18 protein-coding genes are annotated in these 19765 nt (G+C 51.7%); 3 read left to right on the top strand and 15 right to left on the bottom strand.

The features are described from left to right. Positions 1-10: 10 nt before the first annotated feature. The gene (locus tag L2725_RS10510; protein WP_249248921.1) at positions 11-928 is read right to left on the bottom strand and encodes a sensor domain-containing diguanylate cyclase; all 918 of its coding nucleotides are present in this window, start codon (positions 926-928) and stop codon (positions 11-13) included. Between the two features lie 189 nt (positions 929-1117). Beyond that, entirely contained in the window at positions 1118-2344 is a 1227-nt protein-coding gene (locus L2725_RS10515) for a nucleoside recognition domain-containing protein (protein ID WP_249248922.1), read from the bottom strand. Between the two features lie 85 nt (positions 2345-2429). On the opposite strand from L2725_RS10515, the gene rsmF reads away from it, so the two are divergent. Next, positions 2430-3842, top strand: a complete 1413-nt coding sequence (gene rsmF / locus L2725_RS10520; protein WP_249248923.1) for a 16S rRNA (cytosine(1407)-C(5))-methyltransferase RsmF — start codon at positions 2430-2432, stop codon at positions 3840-3842. A 234-nt stretch (positions 3843-4076) separates the two neighbouring features. Here the strand turns inward: rsmF and L2725_RS10525 are convergent, their stop codons facing one another. The 9 genes from L2725_RS10525 to apbC are packed head-to-tail and all read right to left on the bottom strand — an operon-like array spanning position 4077 to position 11116. Further along, a complete protein-coding gene (locus L2725_RS10525) occupies positions 4077-4865 on the bottom strand; it encodes a TatD family hydrolase (RefSeq protein WP_249248924.1) in 789 nt (262 codons plus the stop codon). A 50-nt stretch (positions 4866-4915) separates the two neighbouring features. Next, a complete protein-coding gene (locus tag L2725_RS10530) occupies positions 4916-5242 on the bottom strand; it encodes a PilZ domain-containing protein (protein ID WP_115138403.1) in 327 nt (108 codons plus the stop codon). A 10-nt stretch (positions 5243-5252) separates the two neighbouring features. Next, positions 5253-6176, bottom strand: coding sequence for a DNA polymerase III subunit delta' (holB, locus tag L2725_RS10535; protein ID WP_249248925.1), 924 nt, complete (start codon positions 6174-6176; stop codon positions 5253-5255). Positions 6177-6220: 44 nt separating this feature from the next. After that, a complete protein-coding gene (gene tmk / locus L2725_RS10540) occupies positions 6221-6841 on the bottom strand; it encodes a dTMP kinase (protein WP_115138401.1) in 621 nt (206 codons plus the stop codon). After that, a complete protein-coding gene (gene mltG / locus L2725_RS10545; protein WP_249248926.1) occupies positions 6841-7851 on the bottom strand; it encodes an endolytic transglycosylase MltG in 1011 nt (336 codons plus the stop codon). Before mltG ends, tmk begins: the two co-directional genes overlap by 1 nt. Before the next feature lie 39 nt (positions 7852-7890). Continuing rightward, positions 7891-8694, bottom strand: a complete 804-nt coding sequence (gene pabC, locus L2725_RS10550) for an aminodeoxychorismate lyase (RefSeq protein WP_249248927.1) — start codon at positions 8692-8694, stop codon at positions 7891-7893. Between the two features lie 14 nt (positions 8695-8708). Beyond that, positions 8709-9293 carry a dCTP deaminase gene (dcd, locus tag L2725_RS10555; protein WP_248935634.1) on the bottom strand — a complete coding sequence of 195 codons (585 nt, stop codon included), beginning with the start codon at positions 9291-9293 and terminating at the stop codon, positions 8709-8711. 50 nt (positions 9294-9343) lie between these two features. Beyond that, positions 9344-9982: a uridine kinase gene (gene udk, locus L2725_RS10560; protein WP_115138397.1), complete on the bottom strand. Its 639-nt coding sequence runs from the start codon at positions 9980-9982 to the stop codon at positions 9344-9346. Positions 9983-9991: 9 nt separating this feature from the next. Further along, a complete protein-coding gene (gene apbC, locus L2725_RS10565) occupies positions 9992-11116 on the bottom strand; it encodes an iron-sulfur cluster carrier protein ApbC (protein ID WP_249248928.1) in 1125 nt (374 codons plus the stop codon). Between the two features lie 160 nt (positions 11117-11276). Here apbC and metG point away from each other — a divergent pair, with 160 nt between their 5' ends. Together metG and L2725_RS10575 are read left to right on the top strand one after the other, a co-directional pair. Then, positions 11277-13298: a methionine--tRNA ligase gene (metG, locus tag L2725_RS10570; protein ID WP_249248929.1), complete on the top strand. Its 2022-nt coding sequence runs from the start codon at positions 11277-11279 to the stop codon at positions 13296-13298. 222 nt (positions 13299-13520) lie between these two features. Continuing rightward, entirely contained in the window at positions 13521-14021 is a 501-nt protein-coding gene (locus L2725_RS10575) for an HPP family protein (protein ID WP_249248930.1), read from the top strand. Between the two features lie 240 nt (positions 14022-14261). Here L2725_RS10575 and L2725_RS10580 read toward each other — a convergent pair whose 3' ends face one another. Genes L2725_RS10580 through L2725_RS10595 form a run of 4 tightly spaced genes read right to left on the bottom strand, consistent with a single transcriptional unit; the run spans position 14262 to position 19547 of the window. After that, positions 14262-14630, bottom strand: a complete 369-nt coding sequence (locus tag L2725_RS10580) for a cupin domain-containing protein (RefSeq protein WP_249248931.1) — start codon at positions 14628-14630, stop codon at positions 14262-14264. A gap of 9 nt (positions 14631-14639) precedes the next feature. After that, a complete protein-coding gene (locus L2725_RS10585) occupies positions 14640-15068 on the bottom strand; it encodes a GNAT family N-acetyltransferase (RefSeq protein ID WP_249248932.1) in 429 nt (142 codons plus the stop codon). Between the two features lie 23 nt (positions 15069-15091). Further along, complete coding sequence (fdhF, locus tag L2725_RS10590; RefSeq protein WP_249248933.1) at positions 15092-17851, bottom strand: formate dehydrogenase subunit alpha; 2760 nt, start codon at positions 17849-17851, stop codon at positions 15092-15094. After that, complete coding sequence (locus L2725_RS10595; RefSeq protein ID WP_249248934.1) at positions 17841-19547, bottom strand: NAD(P)H-dependent oxidoreductase subunit E; 1707 nt, start codon at positions 19545-19547, stop codon at positions 17841-17843. Before L2725_RS10595 ends, fdhF begins: the two co-directional genes overlap by 11 nt. Between the last annotated feature and the right edge of the window lie 218 nt (positions 19548-19765).

A 19765-nucleotide genomic window follows, 5' to 3' on the forward strand; every position in this document is an offset into this window, starting at 1 on the left:
CCGAAATGATTTAAAGCCCCATGGCCATGACCCGGTTCTTGCCCCTGTGCTTCGCTTGGTACATCAGGCTATCGGCTTTGGACAATAACCGCTGCCAGTTATCACAGTCCGGCACTGTGGTTATCATGCCAATACTTGCGGACACAGGGCCATAGCGCTTATCAGCTTTGCCCTGAGTGCCAAGCTGATTTACCTGCTGCAATATCTTGTTAGCAAGTTCTTCTGCCTGATCGTGACATACGTAACTCCAGGCCACCACAAACTCATCGCCACCGTAGCGGGCACAGATATCAGAGGCTCGCTCGGTATATTCACTGAGGATTCTCGCCACACCTTTGAGGCAATCATCACCAGCCTGATGGCCAAAGCTATCATTGATGGCTTTGAAATTATCGACATCCAGAATCATCACAGACATTGGCGTGCAGTATCTGTGGCAACGTCTTACCTCAGCATTCATAAAATCGTTAAAAGCTTTACGGTTACCAATTTCAGTCAAGCCGTCTTTGTTGGCCTGGGCGAAGGCGTCCTGTTCGAGTTTCACCCTCTGGGTGATATTCATATGGGAGATCACAAAGAAGGTCTCACCTGACAGCACAAAGCGGGTCACCTCAACTAAAAACCATCTGTCCTCTGCAGGACTGTGACAGGGATACTCCAGTTGGAAGTGGTCAAGTTCACCACACTGCAGTTGACGAAAACCAGCCACAGCCAGTGAGCCATATTCGTCCCCTTCCCGGGTCGATGCCAGACAAGGGGAGAAGTAACTTTCACCTATCCAACTGAATTGGGGTGAGACACCATTTTCGACGCCGAACTTTACCCAGGCTTGGTTGACGAACACTATGTTGAACAGACGGTCTGTCACGGCAATATTGTTATTCACCGTATCGATAATCTGCTTGAGGAATCCAATGGAAATATCCATATCGCTACCTTATCTCCCAACCATCCATGGTCGAGTAAAATTCATTAATAATCAATAACTTAGTTGAGTATACCTGAGGTTATTAGCAATGTGACCTAAACCATCCAGTCAAAAAATTACAATCCTTGTAAGCTCTGGTTGCCAATAGTCCCCCCAAAGCCAAACACTCAGGTAGTAAAGCTAAGACGCTTATCCATAAAACCAGTAACAAACACCTATGGCGGCGATAATACCAGCAAGATCTGCAGTTAACCCGCACGCCAAAGCATGGCGGCCATTACGTATTCCCACAGCGCCAAAATAGACCGCCAGCACATAAAAAGTGGTTTCAGTACTGCCCTGAAAGATGGCCGCCAAACGTCCCGCAAAAGAGTCGACACCGTGATGATTCATGGTTTCGAGCATCATGGCGCGGGCACCGGACCCACTGAAAGGTTTCATCAAAGCGGTAGGCAAGGCATCCACAAAGCGGGTATCACCGCCGAGCCACTGCACAAAATGAGCGATAACAGACAACAGCAAGTCCAGCGCACCCGATGCTCTGAGCAAAGCAATAGCCAGCAACATCGCCAGCAAATAAGGGATCAGTTGAATTGCCTGAGAAAAGCCATCTTTGGCGCCTTCAATGAACTCATCGTAAATGGCGACCTTTCTGACCCCGGCAACCAGTACAAAAGCAAATACCAAAGCAATGAGTACGCCGTTGCCCAACACGGTGGAGACTTCGCCAATCATCTGAGCCGACAGCGTACCAAGGTAAAAGACTGTCGCCATCAGTGCACCGATAAGCAGCGCACCATACCCCATAATCACAGCATCAAACAGCTTGATCCGTTGCACCAGGGCGACCACAAGAAGTCCCGCCAGGGTCGAGGCCGACGTGGCCAACAGGATGGGAAGAAACACATCAGCAGGATTTGCCGCCCCCTGCTGAGCCCGGTACAAAAAAACGGCGACCGGCACCAGAGTGACCGACGAGGTATTGAGCACCAGAAACAGGATCTGCGCATTGGTCGCGGTCTGCTTATCTGGATTCAGGGACTGCAGATCATGCATTGCCTTGAGTCCCAAAGGCGTCGCGGCGTTATCCAATCCCAACATATTGGCGGTCAGATTCATGGTAATACTGCCATAGGCGGGATGCCCCTTTGGCACCTCAGGCATCAGTCGCGACAAAAGGGGTTCAGTGATCCGCGCGATAGCAGCCACCATACCGCCCTTTTCGCCCAGCCTCATCAGGCCCATCCAAAGGGAGAGCACACCAACCAACCCCAGCGCAATCTGGGCGGCTAACTCCGCGCTGGAAAACAACGCAGCACTGACCTCGGTCAATACCTGGGTATTACCCATGCCCAACTGCACTGCCACGGCCAGAGCCGCAATAACAAAGAAAAACCACCAGATACGATTCAGCACATTGGGTCCTATAGATAAAGGCGCAAACCATCACATCATCAGGCTGTGGTATACTCGCGCCAGCAAAAATTCATAGAAAGTCTTTATGGTTCAACTAAATCCAGATTTTATCAATAGCATTCAGCAGGATATCCCTGCTCATCTGTCCATTGATGATTTTATTGAGTACTGCGGCAAGCCACTTCGCCCATCCATCCGGGTTAATACCCTGTCTATATCCTCTGCCGATTTCAAGGCACTGATGGAACCCAGAGGCTGGGAATTTGAACCCATTCCATGGTGCAAAGATGGATTTTGGCTGACCGGACATAATCCGGAAGAACTCGGTAACTGTGTTGAGCATATTCAGGGACTTTTCTACATTCAGGAAGCCAGCTCAATGTTGCCGCCAACGGCACTGTTCGATACCGAATCTCAATATGACAGAGTATTGGATACAGCATCTGCGCCCGGGTCAAAGACAACACAGATAGCCGCCTTGATGGAAAACCGCGGCCTGCTGGTCGCCAACGAGTACTCCTCAAGCCGGGTGAAAGTGTTGCATGCCAATATAGCCCGCATGGGAGCAAGCAACACCGCCATTACTCATTTTGATGGCAGGGTTTTCGGTGAGTACCAATTTGAAACCTTTGATGCTGTGCTGCTGGACGCTCCCTGCAGTGGCGAAGGGACTGTGCGTAAAGACCCTGATGCACTCAAGTACTGGCGTCAGGAAGATATTGACGATATCGCAGACACCCAGCGCGAATTAATGTTATCGGCGTTTCAGGCCCTTAAGCCCGGCGGCATGCTGGTGTATTCCACCTGTACCCTGAATACCCGGGAAAACCAACAGGTGTGTCACTTCCTTAAAGAAACCTACCCGGATGCGGTAGAGTTTATCTCGCTAGCCAATCTGTTTGCCGATGCAGATAAAGCCACCACAGTAGAAGGCTTTTTGCATGTATGGCCACAGATATTCGACAGTGAAGGTTTCTTTGTGGCCGCCATTTGTAAAACACAGGCGGTCGACCGCGCCCTGCCCCGGCCAAAACCCCAAAAGAACTTCCCCTTCACACATGCTTCCCGTAAGCAGACTGAAGCCATGAAGAGCCATCTTAACAACCTTGGGTTAACGCTGCCGGAAACACAAAGCCTGATGATCCGAGATGCGGAATACTGGCTGTTCCCTGAAGGGTTTGATGAACTGATTGGCTCGATGCGATTCCAGCGGATCGGGTTGAAACTGGCTGATGAAGCCAAACATGGGTTTAAACTCAGGCACGAAGCAGTTATGGCTCTGCCCTGCCAACAGGCAAGAGTGATAGAACTGGATGAGCAGCAGGCGGTTGAATACCTGATGGGGCGGGACGTCGCATTTGATGGTGACAAGCCAGCCAAAGGCGAAGTGATTGTCGGCCGTCACGGCATCCCCCTGGGGCTGGCAAAATCCCTTCCGGGGAAGCTTAAAAACAGCCTGCCAAGAGATCTGGTTCGGGATAAAGTCTCCACCGCTTGATGCAGTGAATTGTTCCGGTTAAACCACCTCAGAACAGAAGTGAACTTCACCCCAAAGACTTATTCCAGAAAAATATTTGGGGTTCCTTCAGATTGCTGTACTACAATAGGAGTACGAAGTCGCTGGCATGCAGTGCTTCGTACCCTAAGTTAGCGCACGGCTCACCCTAAGAGCCATTCCCCTAGGCCCGAAACAACTGGAATAGTTTTGGGCCTTTTTTTATCTGCTTATCAGTTAACGACCGGCCAATCTCGCGGCATCTTTAAACAGGTTAAAGAAGTTCTCAGTTGTGAAGGCAGCCAAATCCTCATACTTCTCACCGCGAAGCTCGGCCACAAATTCAGCCACATCACGAACAAAAGCAGGCTGATTCTCTTTTCCTCTGTGAGGCACAGGTGCCAGATAGGGAGAATCTGTCTCTACCAGCAACCTGTCCTGAGGCACCTTACGGATAACACTGCGTAATTCACCGGCGTTTTTAAAGGTCACTATGCCCGAAACAGAAATATAGAAGCCCATATCAATGGCCGCTTTTGCCATTTCCCAGTTTTCGGTAAAGCAGTGCAGTACGCCACCCACTTTATCACCCTGGCCGTTACGCAGTATCGCCAGAGTATCCTCTCTGGCATCACGGGTATGAATAATAAGAGGCTTATTGACCTCTACAGCCAAAGCGACCTGCTGTTCAAAACATGCCTGCTGCATCGCTTTGGTTTCGTTGGCGTAGAAGTAATCAAGGCCGGTTTCACCTATGGCAACGACCTTCTTTTCGTTGGCAAAAGCCTTAATCTGCTCAACATCCAGGCCTTCCTGCACATCCAAAGGGTGCACGCCGCTGGATAGAAACACCTGATCAAAGGCCGCCATTTTGTCACGCATCGCCTCAAAGCCCTGTTGACGCACATTAACGCAGAGGAAATAGGCGATATCCCGGGCACTAGCTTGTTGGATGATTTGATCAAGGGAGTCAGCATCCGGCGCCGCTTTCAAGCGGTCCAGATGGCAATGGGAGTCGATTAGCACAGTAAAGGTCCGATAACGGGGGAATTTCAATGGTGGGCAAGGATAACCAGCTACATGGTGGAGGTCAAATTCCCGGACGCTAACTCGCTGGAAAGCACCTGTTCAATATCATGCCTGTGGTGTTCCTCTGCCGGCGCAAACTGAACGCCTATGCCAGCAGGGCGTCCCCCAGAGGCTCCCTGAGGGTTGATCCACACTACGCAGCCACTGGCTTCTCTGGCTGCAGAATCACCGGGCAACCGATAACTGAAGTTTAGTGTTTCACCAAGGTAATGTGGCTCAGAGGTTGCCACGAATAACCCCGCGCTGCGAACAAAGGGCATGTAAGCGCGATACAATTGCTGAATGGTGTCAAATCTGATTACCAAGTCGACCATGTCTTTCCGTTTACTGTGTGACCTCTTTATATTCTAGGACAAATTTCTGACACAACGCGAGGTAATTGACGCTGGCCATAGTCTCCAGATGATGACAGTGGCGCATCACGCTGTCTGCCAACTGTACAATTCGCGATAGCGCAAAAGCATCCAGCTTTCCCGGTTGAATCATTCGCGACCTAAGTACCAGATAAAGTACTTTAAGTGACTCAATAATATGATCTTCTTTTATATCGAGCAAACTGCCGGTCAAATGCCCTGACATCAGGCTTGCCCGCCAATCTTTACGATACTGCAACCAGCGTTCGTAATCGCCATTACCCAGACTGTCGGCAAGCGTCAAAGGGCCACCAGCCAGGGGCAATACCCAGGTCATATCCTGAGTCACACCATGTTGTTGCTGTAACCAGCTCTGCACTGTGTCTTTATCCGGCGCGACAAAGGCCAGCTTTTGACATCGGCTGGCGATGGTAGGCAGCAAACGACCCGGAGTCTGGGTTTGCAACAGGAGTAAGGTATCCTTGCCCGGCTCCTCAAGGGTTTTCAGCAAAGCATTGGCAGAAGCCTGGTTCATACGCTCACAGGCATAGATGATGGCGACCCTGCGGCCGCCCTGCTGCGCTGTGGCTGTCAGCTTGATGCAAAGCTCCCGGATCTGATCAATTTTAATCTGATTGCCATCGGCCCTGACCTCATAGAGATCCGGATGGTTACCGGCCTGCACCAAGTGGCATGACTTACAATGACCACAGGCTCCGGCAGGGGTTGGATTCAGACACAAAGAGGTCGCTGCAATATCCTGTGCCAGCAACTCTCCGCCCTGAGCCACATCAACCCCAAGCAACAAAGCGTGCCCCAGAGTATCTTTGCAGATCTGCATGGCGGTGCGGTCAAATGCCGGATTACACCAGGGAAGATGAGCTGAATGTCGCATCACAGCTTAAGCCTCATTCTTTATTGATCACAAAAGATTATTGATTACAGCAGAGACTGCAGCACAGACTGAATATCCTTGTGCACTTCAGACATAGGCTGGCTGGCGTCAATCACATGAATAGTGTCATCTTCGGCTGCCAGCGCCAAAAAGGTTTCCCGGGTACGGTCAAAGAATTCCAGCGCCTGCTGCTCGATTCTGTCCAGCTCGCCACGACGGGCAGCACGCTCAAGCCCCAAGGCAGGAGGAACATCCAGATACAGGGTGATATCAGGCTTGAAACCTTTCAATGTGGCGTCGCTGATCGCTTTGACCAATGGCATCAAGCCCCGGCCACCGCCCTGATAGGCAAGGGAGGACAGGTTGTGACGGTCGCCCAGCACCCATTCACCACGAGCCAGGGCTGGCTTAATCACATTTTCAACCAGTTGCGCACGGGCCGCATAAAACAGCAGGCACTCCGCCTCATCACATAAAGGGTCATCCGCTTCAGCAATCTTGACCAGGTCGCGGATTTTCTCGGCCAGAACAGTGCCACCCGGCTCGCGGGTACAAACCGGTGCCTTGCCGGTCTGCTTCTCCATCAAGTCCTTCACCAGAGCGATAGCACTGGATTTACCAGCCCCTTCCAGACCTTCAATTACGATAAACTTGGCTTGACTCATTATCTGTTTCTCTGAAATTTATTAACTGCGTTGTTGTGCTCTCTCAGGGTTCTGGAGAACACATGGCTGCCGTCATTACGGGACACAAAATAGAGGTAATCTACATCCGCAGGGTTGGCCGCGGCCAGCAGTGAAGCTTTACTCGGCGCAGCGATAGGTGACGGCGGCAGGCCATTAATTCGATAGGTGTTATACGGGGTCATTTCACGCAGGTCTTTCTTGGTGATATTACCCTGATAGCGCTCACCCATACCGTAAATCACGGTTGGGTCTGTTTGCAGGCGCATGCCTTTACGCAAACGGTTGGCAAATACAGCCGCCACCCAGCCACGCTCTTCCGGCTTGGCTGTCTCTTTTTCAATTATCGATGCCAGCGTCAGCAGCTCATAGGGAGTTTTAAGGGGTAATGTCTTGTCCCGACCTTCCCAGGCGGCAGCCAGTTCCTGCTGCATCTTCAAATAGCTTTGGGTCAGCAGCTCTTCGGCGGTTTGTCCCGCTTCATAATGATAAGTGTCCGGATAGAAGCGCCCTTCTGCCAAGCCGGTATCCCCCTGCTTAGCCATGACTTTGGCAAACACATCCTGCTCGGGTTTCAGATACTCAGCACTGGCCAGTTCTTCACGCCACTGAGTGATAGTGCGCCCCTCAATCAGTGCCAGCGGGAACTGCATCACCTTGCCTTCGTTAAGCTGCGTCAGCAGGCCACTCAGGGTCTGGCCGGGCTCTATCTGATACAGACCGGTACGTATTCCCGCCAGCTCAGGATACAGCTTAAGCAGCGCCTTCAGGCGCCAGTCGTTTTCAGTAATACCCTCGGCGGCCAGATCTCTGACCAAAGAGCGCACATTGATGCCAGGCTTTATCTCCAGCTGTTGTGGCTCAGAGATATTCAGCGGCGCAGCAGCATACTGCTCAACCTGCTTCAGGCCCCAATAAGCGCCCAATGCAGCTATCAAAATCAGTGTCATCAGGGTCGCAACTGCGCCCCAAACCAGTTTCATTGTTTTCATACCGGATTTAATACCAGGCTTTTATATCAAGCATTTCGCTCAGATTAATTGTTGTAATTCGGACAATCGGGGCCAAATGGTTAAGGCCCTGTCTTCAAGACGGGTTACCGGCACGGCGCCCATTAAAGAGTTTGTCATCAGCACATGATCCGCCTGCAATAACTCACTCTCTGTCACCTGCCCCATGGTGACATTCAGTCCCATAGCAAGCAGCGAATGGATAACCTGCTCTCGCATGACACCAGATACACCGGCAAAGCTAAGAGCAGGCGTCAACACCTGCTTGTCGGATATCAGCAGCAGATTGCCCATGCTGCCTTCGACCAGGAATCCATCGCTGTCACAGACCCAGACATCATCAATTCCCTGAGGCAGACTCTGGGCTTTAATCAGTACCTGCTCCAAACGATTAAGATGCTTGACCCCGGCCAGCAGCGGTTGACGCCCAAGGGCGACTGCAGACTTACAAAGCCCAATCCCCTTTTGTTGCCATTGCACATAATGTGAGGGCAGAGGTGACACAGACAGGATAACCAAAGGGACAGGCGACTTGGGAGCCGTATAGCCACGACCACCACTCCCCCGACTGAGCAGAAGTTTGATACAGGCATCAGGATTCAGCGTCGCCAGCTCATTGAGACGGAAAAGCAAGGCCCCGCCAGCAGAAAAGGCAAAGCCCAAACGCGCAGCGCCGTCACTGAGACGGCGCAGATGTTGCTCAAGAAACTGGATTTGACCCTGTTTCACCTTCATGGTAGCAAACAGGCCATCACCATAGGCGAGAGCCCTGTCTGCCGGGTCAATGACGCTATCCTTAACGTCGTTAATCCAGACTTCTTTCATCAAGACCTGTTCCTTCAGGAGTCCTGGCTGATACGGCTGGCAACCGCTTCCTGCTGATCTTTGTACTTGGCGTTTTTGCGCTTGTTGTACGGACGAGCAACAGGACCGTTAAGACGTTCGAAGTTCAGTGCACCAATGGTCATCATAGGACGCAGCGCCAGCGGTAACTTACCACTGTTGTAGAACTCAAGCACAATACGGCCATGCCAACCCGGATCGATACGATGGGCAGTCACGTGTACCATCAGACCCAGACGGGCCAGGGATGAACGCCCATCCAACCAACCCACGATATCTGCTGGCAGAGTGACACTTTCATAGGTCACCGCCAGCGCCAGTTCTCCCGGGTGCAGGAAGAAAGCATCACCATCTTCAATAGTGATCTGCTCACTCATCACACGGTCAAGGGCAGCCTGAACTTCTGCACTCGGGCCACTCAAATCGATAAAGGGTGCAGTGTGATCCTTGAATACCCGAAACTGGTTACCCAGACGTACATCCACACTCACGCCACTGATTGCTTCCACCGGTGGACGGGGATCAATCACTATCGTTTCGTTGTCCAGACATTGTTCAATTTCAATATCGGTTAAGCGCATTTTTCGTCTCTAACTCCCTTGACACTCGGGCTGCTTAAGCCCCAAAAACCTTACTTGGCCAGCAAATGCTGAATACGGGCCTTCAGGATATCGGTAGCGATACGGTTCTTGCCACCACGTGGCACGATGATATCAGCATACTGCTTGGATGGTTCAATGAACTGCAGGAACATTGGACGCACTGTCTTTTGGTACTGAGAAATCACAGACTCCATGGTGCGACCACGCTCTTCCACATCACGGGTCAAACGACGCAGGAAACAGATATCCAGCGGTGTATCCATAAATACTGAAGCATCCATCAAACCACGCAACTTGGGATCGGTCAGCAGCAGAATACCTTCCAGAATAATCACCTTCTTTGGTGTCATCGTCTGGATTTCTTCGGTACGGGTATGCTCTTTATAGCTGTAAACCGGAATATCGACGGCGTTACCGTCTTTCAGTTGCTCCAGATGCTGACACAGGAGTTCATGATCCAGCGCCATTGGATGGTCATAGTTGGTCAGTACACGCTGCTCCATGGACAGATGTCCCTGGTCGCGGTAATAAGCATCTTCATTAATTACGCCAATCTGGTTGGTCCCCAGATCGCGGCAAAGCTCTTCGTATATAGTTTTCGCAATCAGGCTCTTGCCTGAAGCTGATGCGCCGGCGATACCGATAATGACACATTGCGGAGAATTCATATGGCTACCTTATTCGTCGTCTTCTACGCTGATTGATACCTGAGACTGGCTATGTTGTAACGCCAGTTGTGCCCCAACTTTACGGGCAATTTCCCGGTAGATACCGGCAACTTCACTGTCAGGCTCGGCGACGGCCAAAGGCGCCCCCTTGTCCATAGATTCACGCAAATCCAGTTGCAGAGGCAAGGCCCCCAGCAAAGGTACATTGTAACGCTCGGCAATTTTGCTGCCGCCATGGGTACCGAATGGATGATCCTTGTGTCCACACTCACTACAGATGTGGAAACTCATATTCTCAACAATACCCAGAACCGGAATATTCACCTTATTGAACATGGTGATCCCTTTCTTGGCATCGGCAAGAGCGATGTCCTGTGGAGTTGTCACAACCACGGCGCCACTGACTGGCACTTTTTGCGACAGGGTTAGCTGAATATCGCCAGTGCCGGGTGGCATATCGATAAACAGATAGTCGAGCTCCGGCCAGCTGGTTTCATTCAGCAGCTGCGCCAATGCACCGGCGGCCATAGGTCCACGCCAAACGGCGGCCTGGTCGTCGGTGAGCATAAAGCCAATAGATTGAGCTGCCACGCCATAAGCTTCAGCGGCAGTCATGGTCTTGCCGTCGTGGGATACAGGACGGAAGTCAGTCAACCCCAGCATTAAGGGAATAGATGGGCCATAGATATCGGCATCCAAAATCCCCACACGGGCTCCTTCCTGAGCCATTGCCAGCGCCAGGTTGACGGCTGTGGTAGATTTACCCACGCCACCTTTACCAGAGGCCACGGCCACAACCTGTTTCACGTTTGGGATAGGCGCCACATTGACGCTTGAAGTCTGGGCAGGTTGAAAATCGATTTCGCATTCCACCTCATCAATGGCATCGAGTTTGGCCAGTTGATTGGTCACCGCCATCACAGTATCACGATACTGAGTCTGACAGGGGTAGGAATACACCAGGGTCATTTGCAGGCGTTTGCCATCAAGTGCCAGTTTACGAACACAATTGGCAGAGATAAGGCCTTTCCCCAGATAAGGGTCAATATAAGCATCCAGAATGCTCAATACAGAAGACAACAAGGCCGGTTCCAGTTGGAAATCCACGGCTTGTTCCTGCAGTGCTGACGACAATTTTCATCTCCCAGAAAACGAATTTGGCCAAGTGTATCAGATAATGGCAAAAACATTAGTGTAGAAATAGCTCAGTTAGACGGGGGCGTGATGAAAATTCCACATTAATCGGTTAGTATCTAGGCCAATATTTTCAGGACCAACACGATTTTGAGAAAAAATGGCAAATACACAACGTAAAATTTTGGTGACCAGCGCACTGCCGTACGCCAACGGCCCTATCCACCTGGGTCATATGCTGGAGTATATCCAGACAGATATCTGGTCACGTTATCAAAAACTGCGCGGCCATGAATGCTACTATATTTGCGCCGACGATGCCCATGGCACCCCTATCATGCTCAAGGCGCAGCAGTTGGGTATGGCTCCTGAAGAAATGATCGCCCAGGTAGCTGTTGAGCATCAGCAGGATTTTGCTGACTTCAACATCGCCTTCGATAACTATCACAGCACTCACAGTGATGAGAACCGCGAGCTGGCCAGCCAGATCTATCTGGCGCTGCGTGAAAAAGGTCATATCAAGACCCGCACCATCAGCCAGCTATTCGACCCTGAAAAGTCCATGTTCCTGCCTGATCGCTTCGTAAAGGGTACCTGCCCTAAATGTAAGTCTGAAGATCAGTACGGCGACAACTGTGAAGTGTGCGGCGCGACCTATAGCCCAACCGAGATGATCAACCCCAAGTCTGCTGTTTCCGGTGCCACTCCGGTAATGAAGGACACTGAGCACTTCTTCTTCGATCTGCCTGCGTTTGAAGGCATGCTGAAAGAGTGGACTCACTCAGGTGCCCTACAGTCTGAAATGGCAAACAAGCTGAACGAATGGTTCGAGCAGGGTCTGCAGCAGTGGGATATCACCCGTGACGCGCCATACTTTGGTTTTGAAATCCCCGATGCACCGGGCAAGTTCTTCTACGTATGGCTGGATGCACCGGTTGGCTACATGGGTTCGTTCAAAAACCTGTGTGACAAGCGTGGCAACCTGGACTTCAACGAGTTCTGGGCGAAAGACTCTACCGCCGAGGTTTACCACTTCATCGGTAAGGACATTGTTTACTTCCACAGCCTGTTCTGGCCAGCCATGCTGCATGGTGCTGATTTCCGTCAGCCAACCAGCGTATACGCCCACGGCTATGTGACCGTAAACGGTGCCAAGATGTCCAAGTCCAAGGGTACCTTTATCAAGGCACGCACTTACCTGGATAACCTGGACCCTGAATACCTGCGTTACTACTACGCAGCCAAGCTGTCCAGCCGGATCGACGATCTGGACCTGAACCTGGAAGATTTCGCCCAGCGCGTAAACTCTGATCTGGTAGGTAAGCTGGTGAACCTGGCCTCACGTACTGCAGGTTTTGTGACCAAGCGTTTTGATGCCAAACTGGCCAGGCTGGAAGACACCACTCTGGTAGACAGCTTCCTGGCCAAGCAGGAGCAAATTGCTGAGTTCTACGAGACCCGTGAATACGGCAAAGCGATGCGTGAAATCATGGCGCTGGCCGATATCGCCAACGCCTATGTGGCTGATGCAGCGCCATGGCAGCTGGTTAAGCAGGAAGACAAACAGGAAGAAGCCCATCAGGTATGTACCGTGGCCCTGAACCTGTTCCGTATCCTGGTAACTTACCTGAAGCCGGTTCTGCCACGTCTGAGCTCAGATGTTGAAGCCTTTATGCAGCTGGAACTGACCTGGGACAACCTGGGTATGGACCTGACCGGTCATGAAATCGCGACCTTCAAAGCAATGATGCAGCGTGTTGATATGGACAAGGTTGCGGCTATGGTTGAAGCCTCCAAAGAGAACCTGCAGGCTGAGCAGAAGCCTACTGGTCCTTTGGCTGATGACCCAATCTCAGAAACCATCAACTTCGATGATTTCGCCAAGATTGACCTGCGTATTGCCCGTATTGCCAAAGCTGAACACGTACCAGAAGCCAACAAACTGCTGAAGCTGCAGCTGGATATCGGCGGTGAAACCCGTCAGGTATTTGCTGGTATCAAGTCCGCTTATGCGCCGGAAGATCTGGAAGGTAAGCTGACCGTAATGGTGGCTAACCTGGCTCCACGTAAGATGCGCTTTGGACTGTCTGAAGGTATGGTGCTGGCAGCTGGCCCTGGTGGCAAAGATCTGTGGATCCTTGAGCCTCACGAAGGCGCTCAGCCAGGCATGCGCGTGAAGTAAGCCTTAAGCTCAAATATCAATCCTCTGCACTCATTCGGGTGCAGGGGATTTTTTATATCTGTTTTACAGGCAGTTTTCTCCACTCCATTAACGACCCGGTTCAGTGGCGCTGTTGAGCTTAATTAAGCTTCATCTAAATATCCGTCCACCGCCCTTGCCAAGCTGCGCCGTCAGCCGTCAGACTCAGTGTTTTCCTGTCACAAGCTTGATGAAGGAAACGTGATGAAAGAGCACAAGGTGACCTTACTCAAAGACAGCCGCCTGTTGACGGCGACCATATCGGCAGTGGGTGCTGCCCTCTGTATCTGGACACTCGCAGCTGTAGACCACTCCTTTAATGGTGATTGGCTACTGATGGCCCCGTTCGGTGCAACCATGGTGCTGATATTTGGTGTACACCAAAGTCCTTTGGCCCAACCCAAAAATGTCATTTTCGGCCATCTGATTACCGCCACTGTGGGGCTGATATTTATCAATACCCTAAGCGTTACGCCACTGACTCTGGGGCTGGCAGTCGGTTGTGGCCTGTTTATTATGCTGCTCACCGACACCACTCATCCACCTGCCGGCGGTAACCCGCTGCTGATTATGATGGGGGCGCACCACGACTGGATGTTCCTGCTGCACCCAGTCCTTTTGGGAACACTCGCCATTGTGGCACTGGCGACCTTCTATCACAGACTGATCCCGGGACATGTTTACCCTTACAAAGTTAAGCCGTGATTCTTAGCGCCAAAATGAATCGGCCCCGCAGTTTGCACTGCGGGGCCGTTCAATTTTTTTATTATAGTTTGCGTACTCGCCCGGCGGCGCTCCAGCACGCTATGTTGCGACCAGGTTTACCTCAGGGTTGGTAAATTCTGCACCGGACAAGCACACAGTACCGCGTACACCTGTAAGTTCAAAGCAGTCAAAAGTTTGAATCGTTGCAAAACACAGATTTGCCAAAATAATCCATCACTTTTAACCTTGAGTTAAGCCCTTTGTGCTACTCAATAAGGCTCTATCTCCATGGGAAGGTGGCGTTGACGTGACGGTAAAATGCAGTTCACCTGTACTCTCATTACACATTTGGTGGTAGCGTTCCGGTTCAATCAATATTCCCTCTCCCGCCTTCAACAGAACAGATTCCTGCAGGAACCTCATGACAGCTTCTCCTTTAAGGATATAGAAGAACTGAGTCGCATATTGGTGGCAGTGCATCTGCTCATGACTGTTGGCAGGCATCCTCTCCTGAATCACACTCAGACTGTCAGTTTTAACCAGATGCCATCCATCGGCTCCCTCGCCCCAGTGATAGTGCTCAGCAACGGCTGGTGAGACCTTGTGCATGTTCAACTCCTATCCATAAACATTCGGCTGCCACAGTTGCATAAAGGTATCCGGCGCCACCAAAGGCGTGAACCCATATTTGAGGTACAAGCCATGGGCATCCCGTGTTGCCAGCATCATTCGTCTCAGCCCTTGCAGCTCAGGATGGGAAATTATGTTATCCATCATCAGTTTGGACAGGCCTTTACCTCTATGTTCCTCAAGAACAAACACATCGGCAAGGTAAGCGAAGGTGGCTCCGTCTGTAATCAATCTGGCAAATGCCACCTGCTCATCTGCTTTAAACACACCAAAGCAAAGCGCATTATCGATAGCTTTATCCATCACCGTACGGGGGATACCTTCTGCCCAATAGCTGCGACTTACATAATCGTGAATCACTGACTTATCCATCAACTGAGAGCCACACACCAGCTTATACTCCGCGGATTGCTCCATTATCCCTCCAATATTCTTGTTGTTTACGCCACCTCAAGCCTAACCGCAGCAAATTTAAACTCGGGGATCTTGCCGTAGGGATCCAACGCAGAGTTGGTCAACAGGTTGGCTGCCGCCTCAACATAGGCAAATGGCACAAACACCATATTCTCTGCCACACCATTGTCAGCTCTGGCCTGCATAACAATTTCACCGCGGCGGCTGACCAACTTAATGTTCTCACCGGCATTAATTCCCAACGTCTTAAGCGTCGTCGGATTCAGGGAGCAGTTGGCCGTGGGCTCTATCGCATCCAGCACCCGCGAGCGGCGCGTCATACTGCCGGTATGCCAGTGCTCCAACTGTCGACCTGTGGTCATGATATAGGGGAATTCTTTATCGGGGACTTCGTCCGGGGGAACCAGGTCTGCCGGCGAAAACCTGGCTTTTCCTCCGCAACGCGGGAAACTGTCCGCAAACACCACACTCTCGCCGGGTAGCTCCTCACCATGGCAGGGATAAGTGACTGCGTCTTCAAATTCCAACCGCTGCCAACTGATATTATCCAGTGACGGCATCAAGCGCTTCATCTCTGTGAACACGGCTTCTACCGAACCGTATTGCCAGTTGAGCCCAAGATGATCGGCAAGTTCAGTCAGAATAAGCCAGTCCTCTTTGGCCTCTCCGGGAGACTCAACCGCTTTACGTCCCATCTGTACCTGGCGGTTGGTATTGGTCACTGTGCCTGTTTTTTCCGGGAAGGCCGCAGCCGGCAATATCACATCGGCAAAACAGGCGGTTTCAGTCAGGAAAATATCCTGTACCACCAAGTGATCCAACCTGGCCAGCGCCGCTCTGGCGTGCGCTACATCGGGATCTGACATGGCCGGGTTTTCCCCCATAATCACCATACCGCGAATGCCATCACTGTGGATGGCATCCATCATCTCTACTACAGTCAGGCCTTTGTCTGCACTCAGTTTAACGCCATCCCCCCATAAAGACTCAGCAGCCTCACGGGCGTGTTCCTCCGCCACGCTTTGATAGTCGGGCAGGAACATAGGGATTAGCCCTGCATCTGAGGCACCCTGAACATTATTTTGCCCCCGCAACGGATGAAGCCCGGTTCCGGGTCTGCCGACATGTCCACACATCAGCGCCAGCGAGATTAAGCATCTGGCATTATCTGTCCCATGAACATGCTGACTGACCCCCATGCCCCAAAAAATCATGCCCGCTTTTCCCCGGGCGAAAGTTCTGGCTGCGTCGCGGATCTGTGCGGGTGCTATCCCACACAAGGGAGCCATTGCTTCCGGCGAGAAACGTTGCAGGTGCTGCTTCTGAGCCATCCAGTTCTCTGTGTGTTTATCTATGTAATGCTGATCCTGAAGATTCTCCTCGACAATCACATGCATCATGGCATTAAGCAAAGCCACATCCGCCCCGGGACTGAACTGCAGCATGTGGGAAGCAAAGCGCTTCATTGCCGTTCCTCTGGGGTCCATCACAATCAGCTTGCCTCCCCGGCGCGCGAACTGTTTAAAGAAGGTGGCAGCAACAGGATGGTTCTCTGTGGGATTACAACCAATCAAAATAGCGACATCGGCGTTTTCAATCTCATTAAATGTGGCTGTGACCGCGCCTGAACCAATATTTTCCATCAAAGCTGCCACAGAGGAGGCATGGCAAAGGCGGGTACAGTGATCCACATTATTATGGCCAAATCCCTGACGTATCAGCTTTTGAAACAAATACGCCTCTTCATTACTGCACTTGGCCGATCCCAGCCCGGAAACACTCTGCCCGCCATATAAACTCTTGAGCCTGTTAAGTCCCTGAGCCGCTACTTCCAACGCCTCCTGCCAACTGGCTTCTCTGAAGTGAGTCAAAGGATTTGCAGGGTCGACGTTAAGCCCCTTGGGTAAATTTGGAAGGCGGATAAGGGGTTTTGTCAGCCTGTGAGGGTGATGGATATAATCGAAGCCAAATCTGCCCTTTACACAAAGCCGGCCTTCGTTGGCGGGACCTTGACGCCCCTCGGCATACAAGATCTGCTCATCTTTAACTCTGTACTCCAATTGGCAACCCACACCGCAGAAGGGGCATACCGAATTAACTGACTTTTCTGTCTCTGAGCTGGGGCCTGTAGCTTCAGACTCCAGCAGTCGGGATGGCATTAATGCACCGGTTGGACAGGCCTGCACGCACTCACCGCAGCCAACACAGGTTGAGCTTCCCATTTCATCAAACTGGTCAAAGATGATTTGGCTTACTCCACCGCGATTGCCCATGGCAATTACGCCATTCACCTGCACTTCATCACAGGCTCTGACACACAAATTGCAATGAATACAGGCATCATGATGAACGCCAATCGCTGCATGGCTGGAATCGGCATTGCGGGACTCACCTCCGGCCCCGGGAAAACGACTGGCTGTGACAGAGAGTTGTTCTGCCAGCACTTTGAATTCTGAATCTGTGTTGTGATGGGAGTTGGTATCTGTCAGCAGCAGTTCAACCACCAGCTTTCGCGCGCGGTCTGCTCTCTGACTCTGGCTGGACACCTTCATGCCTTCAACAGGCTTTCTCAGGCAGGAGGCCGCCAACACGCGCTCGCCCTCAACTTCAACCATACAGGCCCTGCAGTTGCCATCTGCGCGATAGCCGGGCTTATCGGAATGACAGAGGTGGGGAATACTTGTTCCCAGGCGTTTGGCGACCTGCCAGATGGTCTCATCTGGCGCCGCAGTCACTAGGGCACCATCCAAAGTAAAACTTACCGGACCACTTTGTTTAGTCTGCATCCTTTGATACCTCATCCGGGAAATACCTGATTACCGTTCTGAAGGGATTGGGGGCCGCCTGCCCGAGCCCACATATAGATGCATCTGTCATTACACTGCCCAGCTCCTCCAGCAATGCTTTGTCCCAGTGCTCCATCTTCATCAGGCTGACTGCCTTGCCGCAGCCAACACGGCAGGGCGTACATTGACCACAGCTTTCATGGTGAAAAAATTCCAGCATATTAATGGCCGCAGCTTTCACAGAGTCTTTGTCTGAGAGTATGACGACGGCAGCAGAGCCAATCAGAGAGCCCAATGGCTGAAGGGTATCGAAGTCCAGCGGTACATTATTTTGCGATGCGGGTAATATGCCGGACGCGGGCCCTCCGGGCTGATACGCCGTAAAAGTATGGCCCGACAACATACCTCCGGCTGCGGCTATGATGTCAGTAATAGTGCTGCCGCTTGGCAACATGTAAATACCCGGATTGTTCACCCTGCCGGATACCGAATAGGTTCTGAGTCCTTTTCTGCCATTGTGCTCCACATCCGCCAGCACCGAGGCACCCTCCCGACAAATCCGGGCAGTCCAGTAAAGAGTCTCGACATTGTGAACCAGTGTTGGTTGTCCAAAGAGTCCCTGCTGTGCCACATAAGGGGGTCTGTGTCTTGGCAGGCCCCTTTTGCCCTCGATTGACTCAATCATGGCACTCTCTTCACCACAGATATAGGCCCCTGCTCCCCTTCTGAGCTCAACCCAATCACAGGGTATTAATCCCTGCTCGTGCAGCGATTGAAGCTCAATCTGCAGAATTTTCAGTGCGACCGGATATTCGTCTCTGACATAGATGTAGATCTTCTCAGCCTCAACCGCCAACGCGGCGAGCAGCATGCCTTCCAATACCAGATGAGGCCTGGACTCCAAATAATATCTGTCTTTAAAGGTACCCGGCTCCCCCTCATCAGCGTTTACCGCCATATATCTGGGACCGGGCTCTGAGCGCACCGCACTCCATTTACGGCCACTGGGGAAGCCGGCGCCTCCCATTCCCCTGAGGCCTGAGTCAAGCACCTGTTGCTCCAGAGACTGTGCCGAAACATCTCCCTGCTGAAGAGATTTGAACACCTGGTAGCCGCCATCCAACAGATATTGGTCAAGGCACTCATAGTCAGGAAGTCTGGGCTCGAATTGTTTTCCAGTAATAGCCTGTATAACGTTATCCGGCGTTGCATTATCGATATGAGTGCGCCCCACTGACACTGTTGGCGCCAGGTTGCAGCGCCCCATACAGGGAGCCCGCAGAACTCTTACAGTATTTGAGTCACAGGTTTGCTGCAGCTCACCGGCCAGCCAATCGCTGCCCGCAAGGCAACAGGAAAGGGAATTACACACTCTCAGGGTGATTTCGGGCAGATGCTGATCGTCATCAAGCAGGTCAAAGTGACTGTAAAAGCTGGCCACGCCAGCAACCTCTGACTCAGGGAGATTAAGCCATTCGCCAAGGGCTTTAAGGTGCTTTTTTTGCAGGCCGTTAAAGGCGTCTTGAATGCGGTGAAGATACTCAATCAACAGGTCTCGCCTTTTTGGCGTATCACCAAGCAATGCGACCACTTGATTATAGGCAGCCTCATCCAACTGGCGGCCTTTAGGACCTTTACGCCCCTTACCGGAAGCAGATTTCCAAATGCCTGCGTCTCCATTGTTACTATGCTTCATTACCACCCTGCCGGATTTGTCTGTCAGCGTTCGTTAATACATTGTTATCAGGCATTTGGTGCAGGAACAAGACTACAAGTGTCAGGTAAACCCAGGCTGATGTTGCAAAACCGCAGAGGAACGGGGATTGGGTAATTATTGATACAAACACAAAACTGTTTTTACGGGATCAAAAAAGGCGCCGCAGCGCCTGATTTGAGATGGTCAGTGTTGGGAGA

Source organism: Shewanella corallii (genome assembly GCF_023349125.1).
Classification (GTDB): Bacteria; Pseudomonadota; Gammaproteobacteria; order Enterobacterales; family Shewanellaceae; genus Shewanella; species Shewanella corallii.

Excerpts from the sequence above, each read along its gene's own strand:
- L2725_RS10510 (WP_249248921.1), bottom strand. The coding sequence starts at position 928 with ATGGATATTTCCATTGGATTCCTCAAGCAGATTATCGATACGGTGAAT.
- rsmF (WP_249248923.1), top strand. The coding sequence starts at position 2,430 with ATGGTTCAACTAAATCCAGATTTTATCAATAGCATTCAGCAGGATATC.
- L2725_RS10530 (WP_115138403.1), bottom strand. The coding sequence starts at position 5,242 with ATGGTCGACTTGGTAATCAGATTTGACACCATTCAGCAATTGTATCGC.
- holB (WP_249248925.1), bottom strand. The coding sequence starts at position 6,176 with ATGCGACATTCAGCTCATCTTCCCTGGTGTAATCCGGCATTTGACCGC.
- tmk (WP_115138401.1), bottom strand. The coding sequence starts at position 6,841 with ATGAGTCAAGCCAAGTTTATCGTAATTGAAGGTCTGGAAGGGGCTGGT.
- mltG (WP_249248926.1), bottom strand. The coding sequence starts at position 7,851 with ATGAAAACAATGAAACTGGTTTGGGGCGCAGTTGCGACCCTGATGACA.
- pabC (WP_249248927.1), bottom strand. The coding sequence starts at position 8,694 with ATGAAAGAAGTCTGGATTAACGACGTTAAGGATAGCGTCATTGACCCG.
- dcd (WP_248935634.1), bottom strand. The coding sequence starts at position 9,293 with ATGCGCTTAACCGATATTGAAATTGAACAATGTCTGGACAACGAAACG.
- udk (WP_115138397.1), bottom strand. The coding sequence starts at position 9,982 with ATGAATTCTCCGCAATGTGTCATTATCGGTATCGCCGGCGCATCAGCT.
- metG (WP_249248929.1), top strand. The coding sequence starts at position 11,277 with ATGGCAAATACACAACGTAAAATTTTGGTGACCAGCGCACTGCCGTAC.
- L2725_RS10575 (WP_249248930.1), top strand. The coding sequence starts at position 13,521 with ATGAAAGAGCACAAGGTGACCTTACTCAAAGACAGCCGCCTGTTGACG.
- L2725_RS10580 (WP_249248931.1), bottom strand. The coding sequence starts at position 14,630 with ATGCACAAGGTCTCACCAGCCGTTGCTGAGCACTATCACTGGGGCGAG.
- L2725_RS10585 (WP_249248932.1), bottom strand. The coding sequence starts at position 15,068 with ATGGAGCAATCCGCGGAGTATAAGCTGGTGTGTGGCTCTCAGTTGATG.
- fdhF (WP_249248933.1), bottom strand. The coding sequence starts at position 17,851 with ATGCAGACTAAACAAAGTGGTCCGGTAAGTTTTACTTTGGATGGTGCC.
- L2725_RS10595 (WP_249248934.1), bottom strand. The coding sequence starts at position 19,547 with ATGAAGCATAGTAACAATGGAGACGCAGGCATTTGGAAATCTGCTTCC.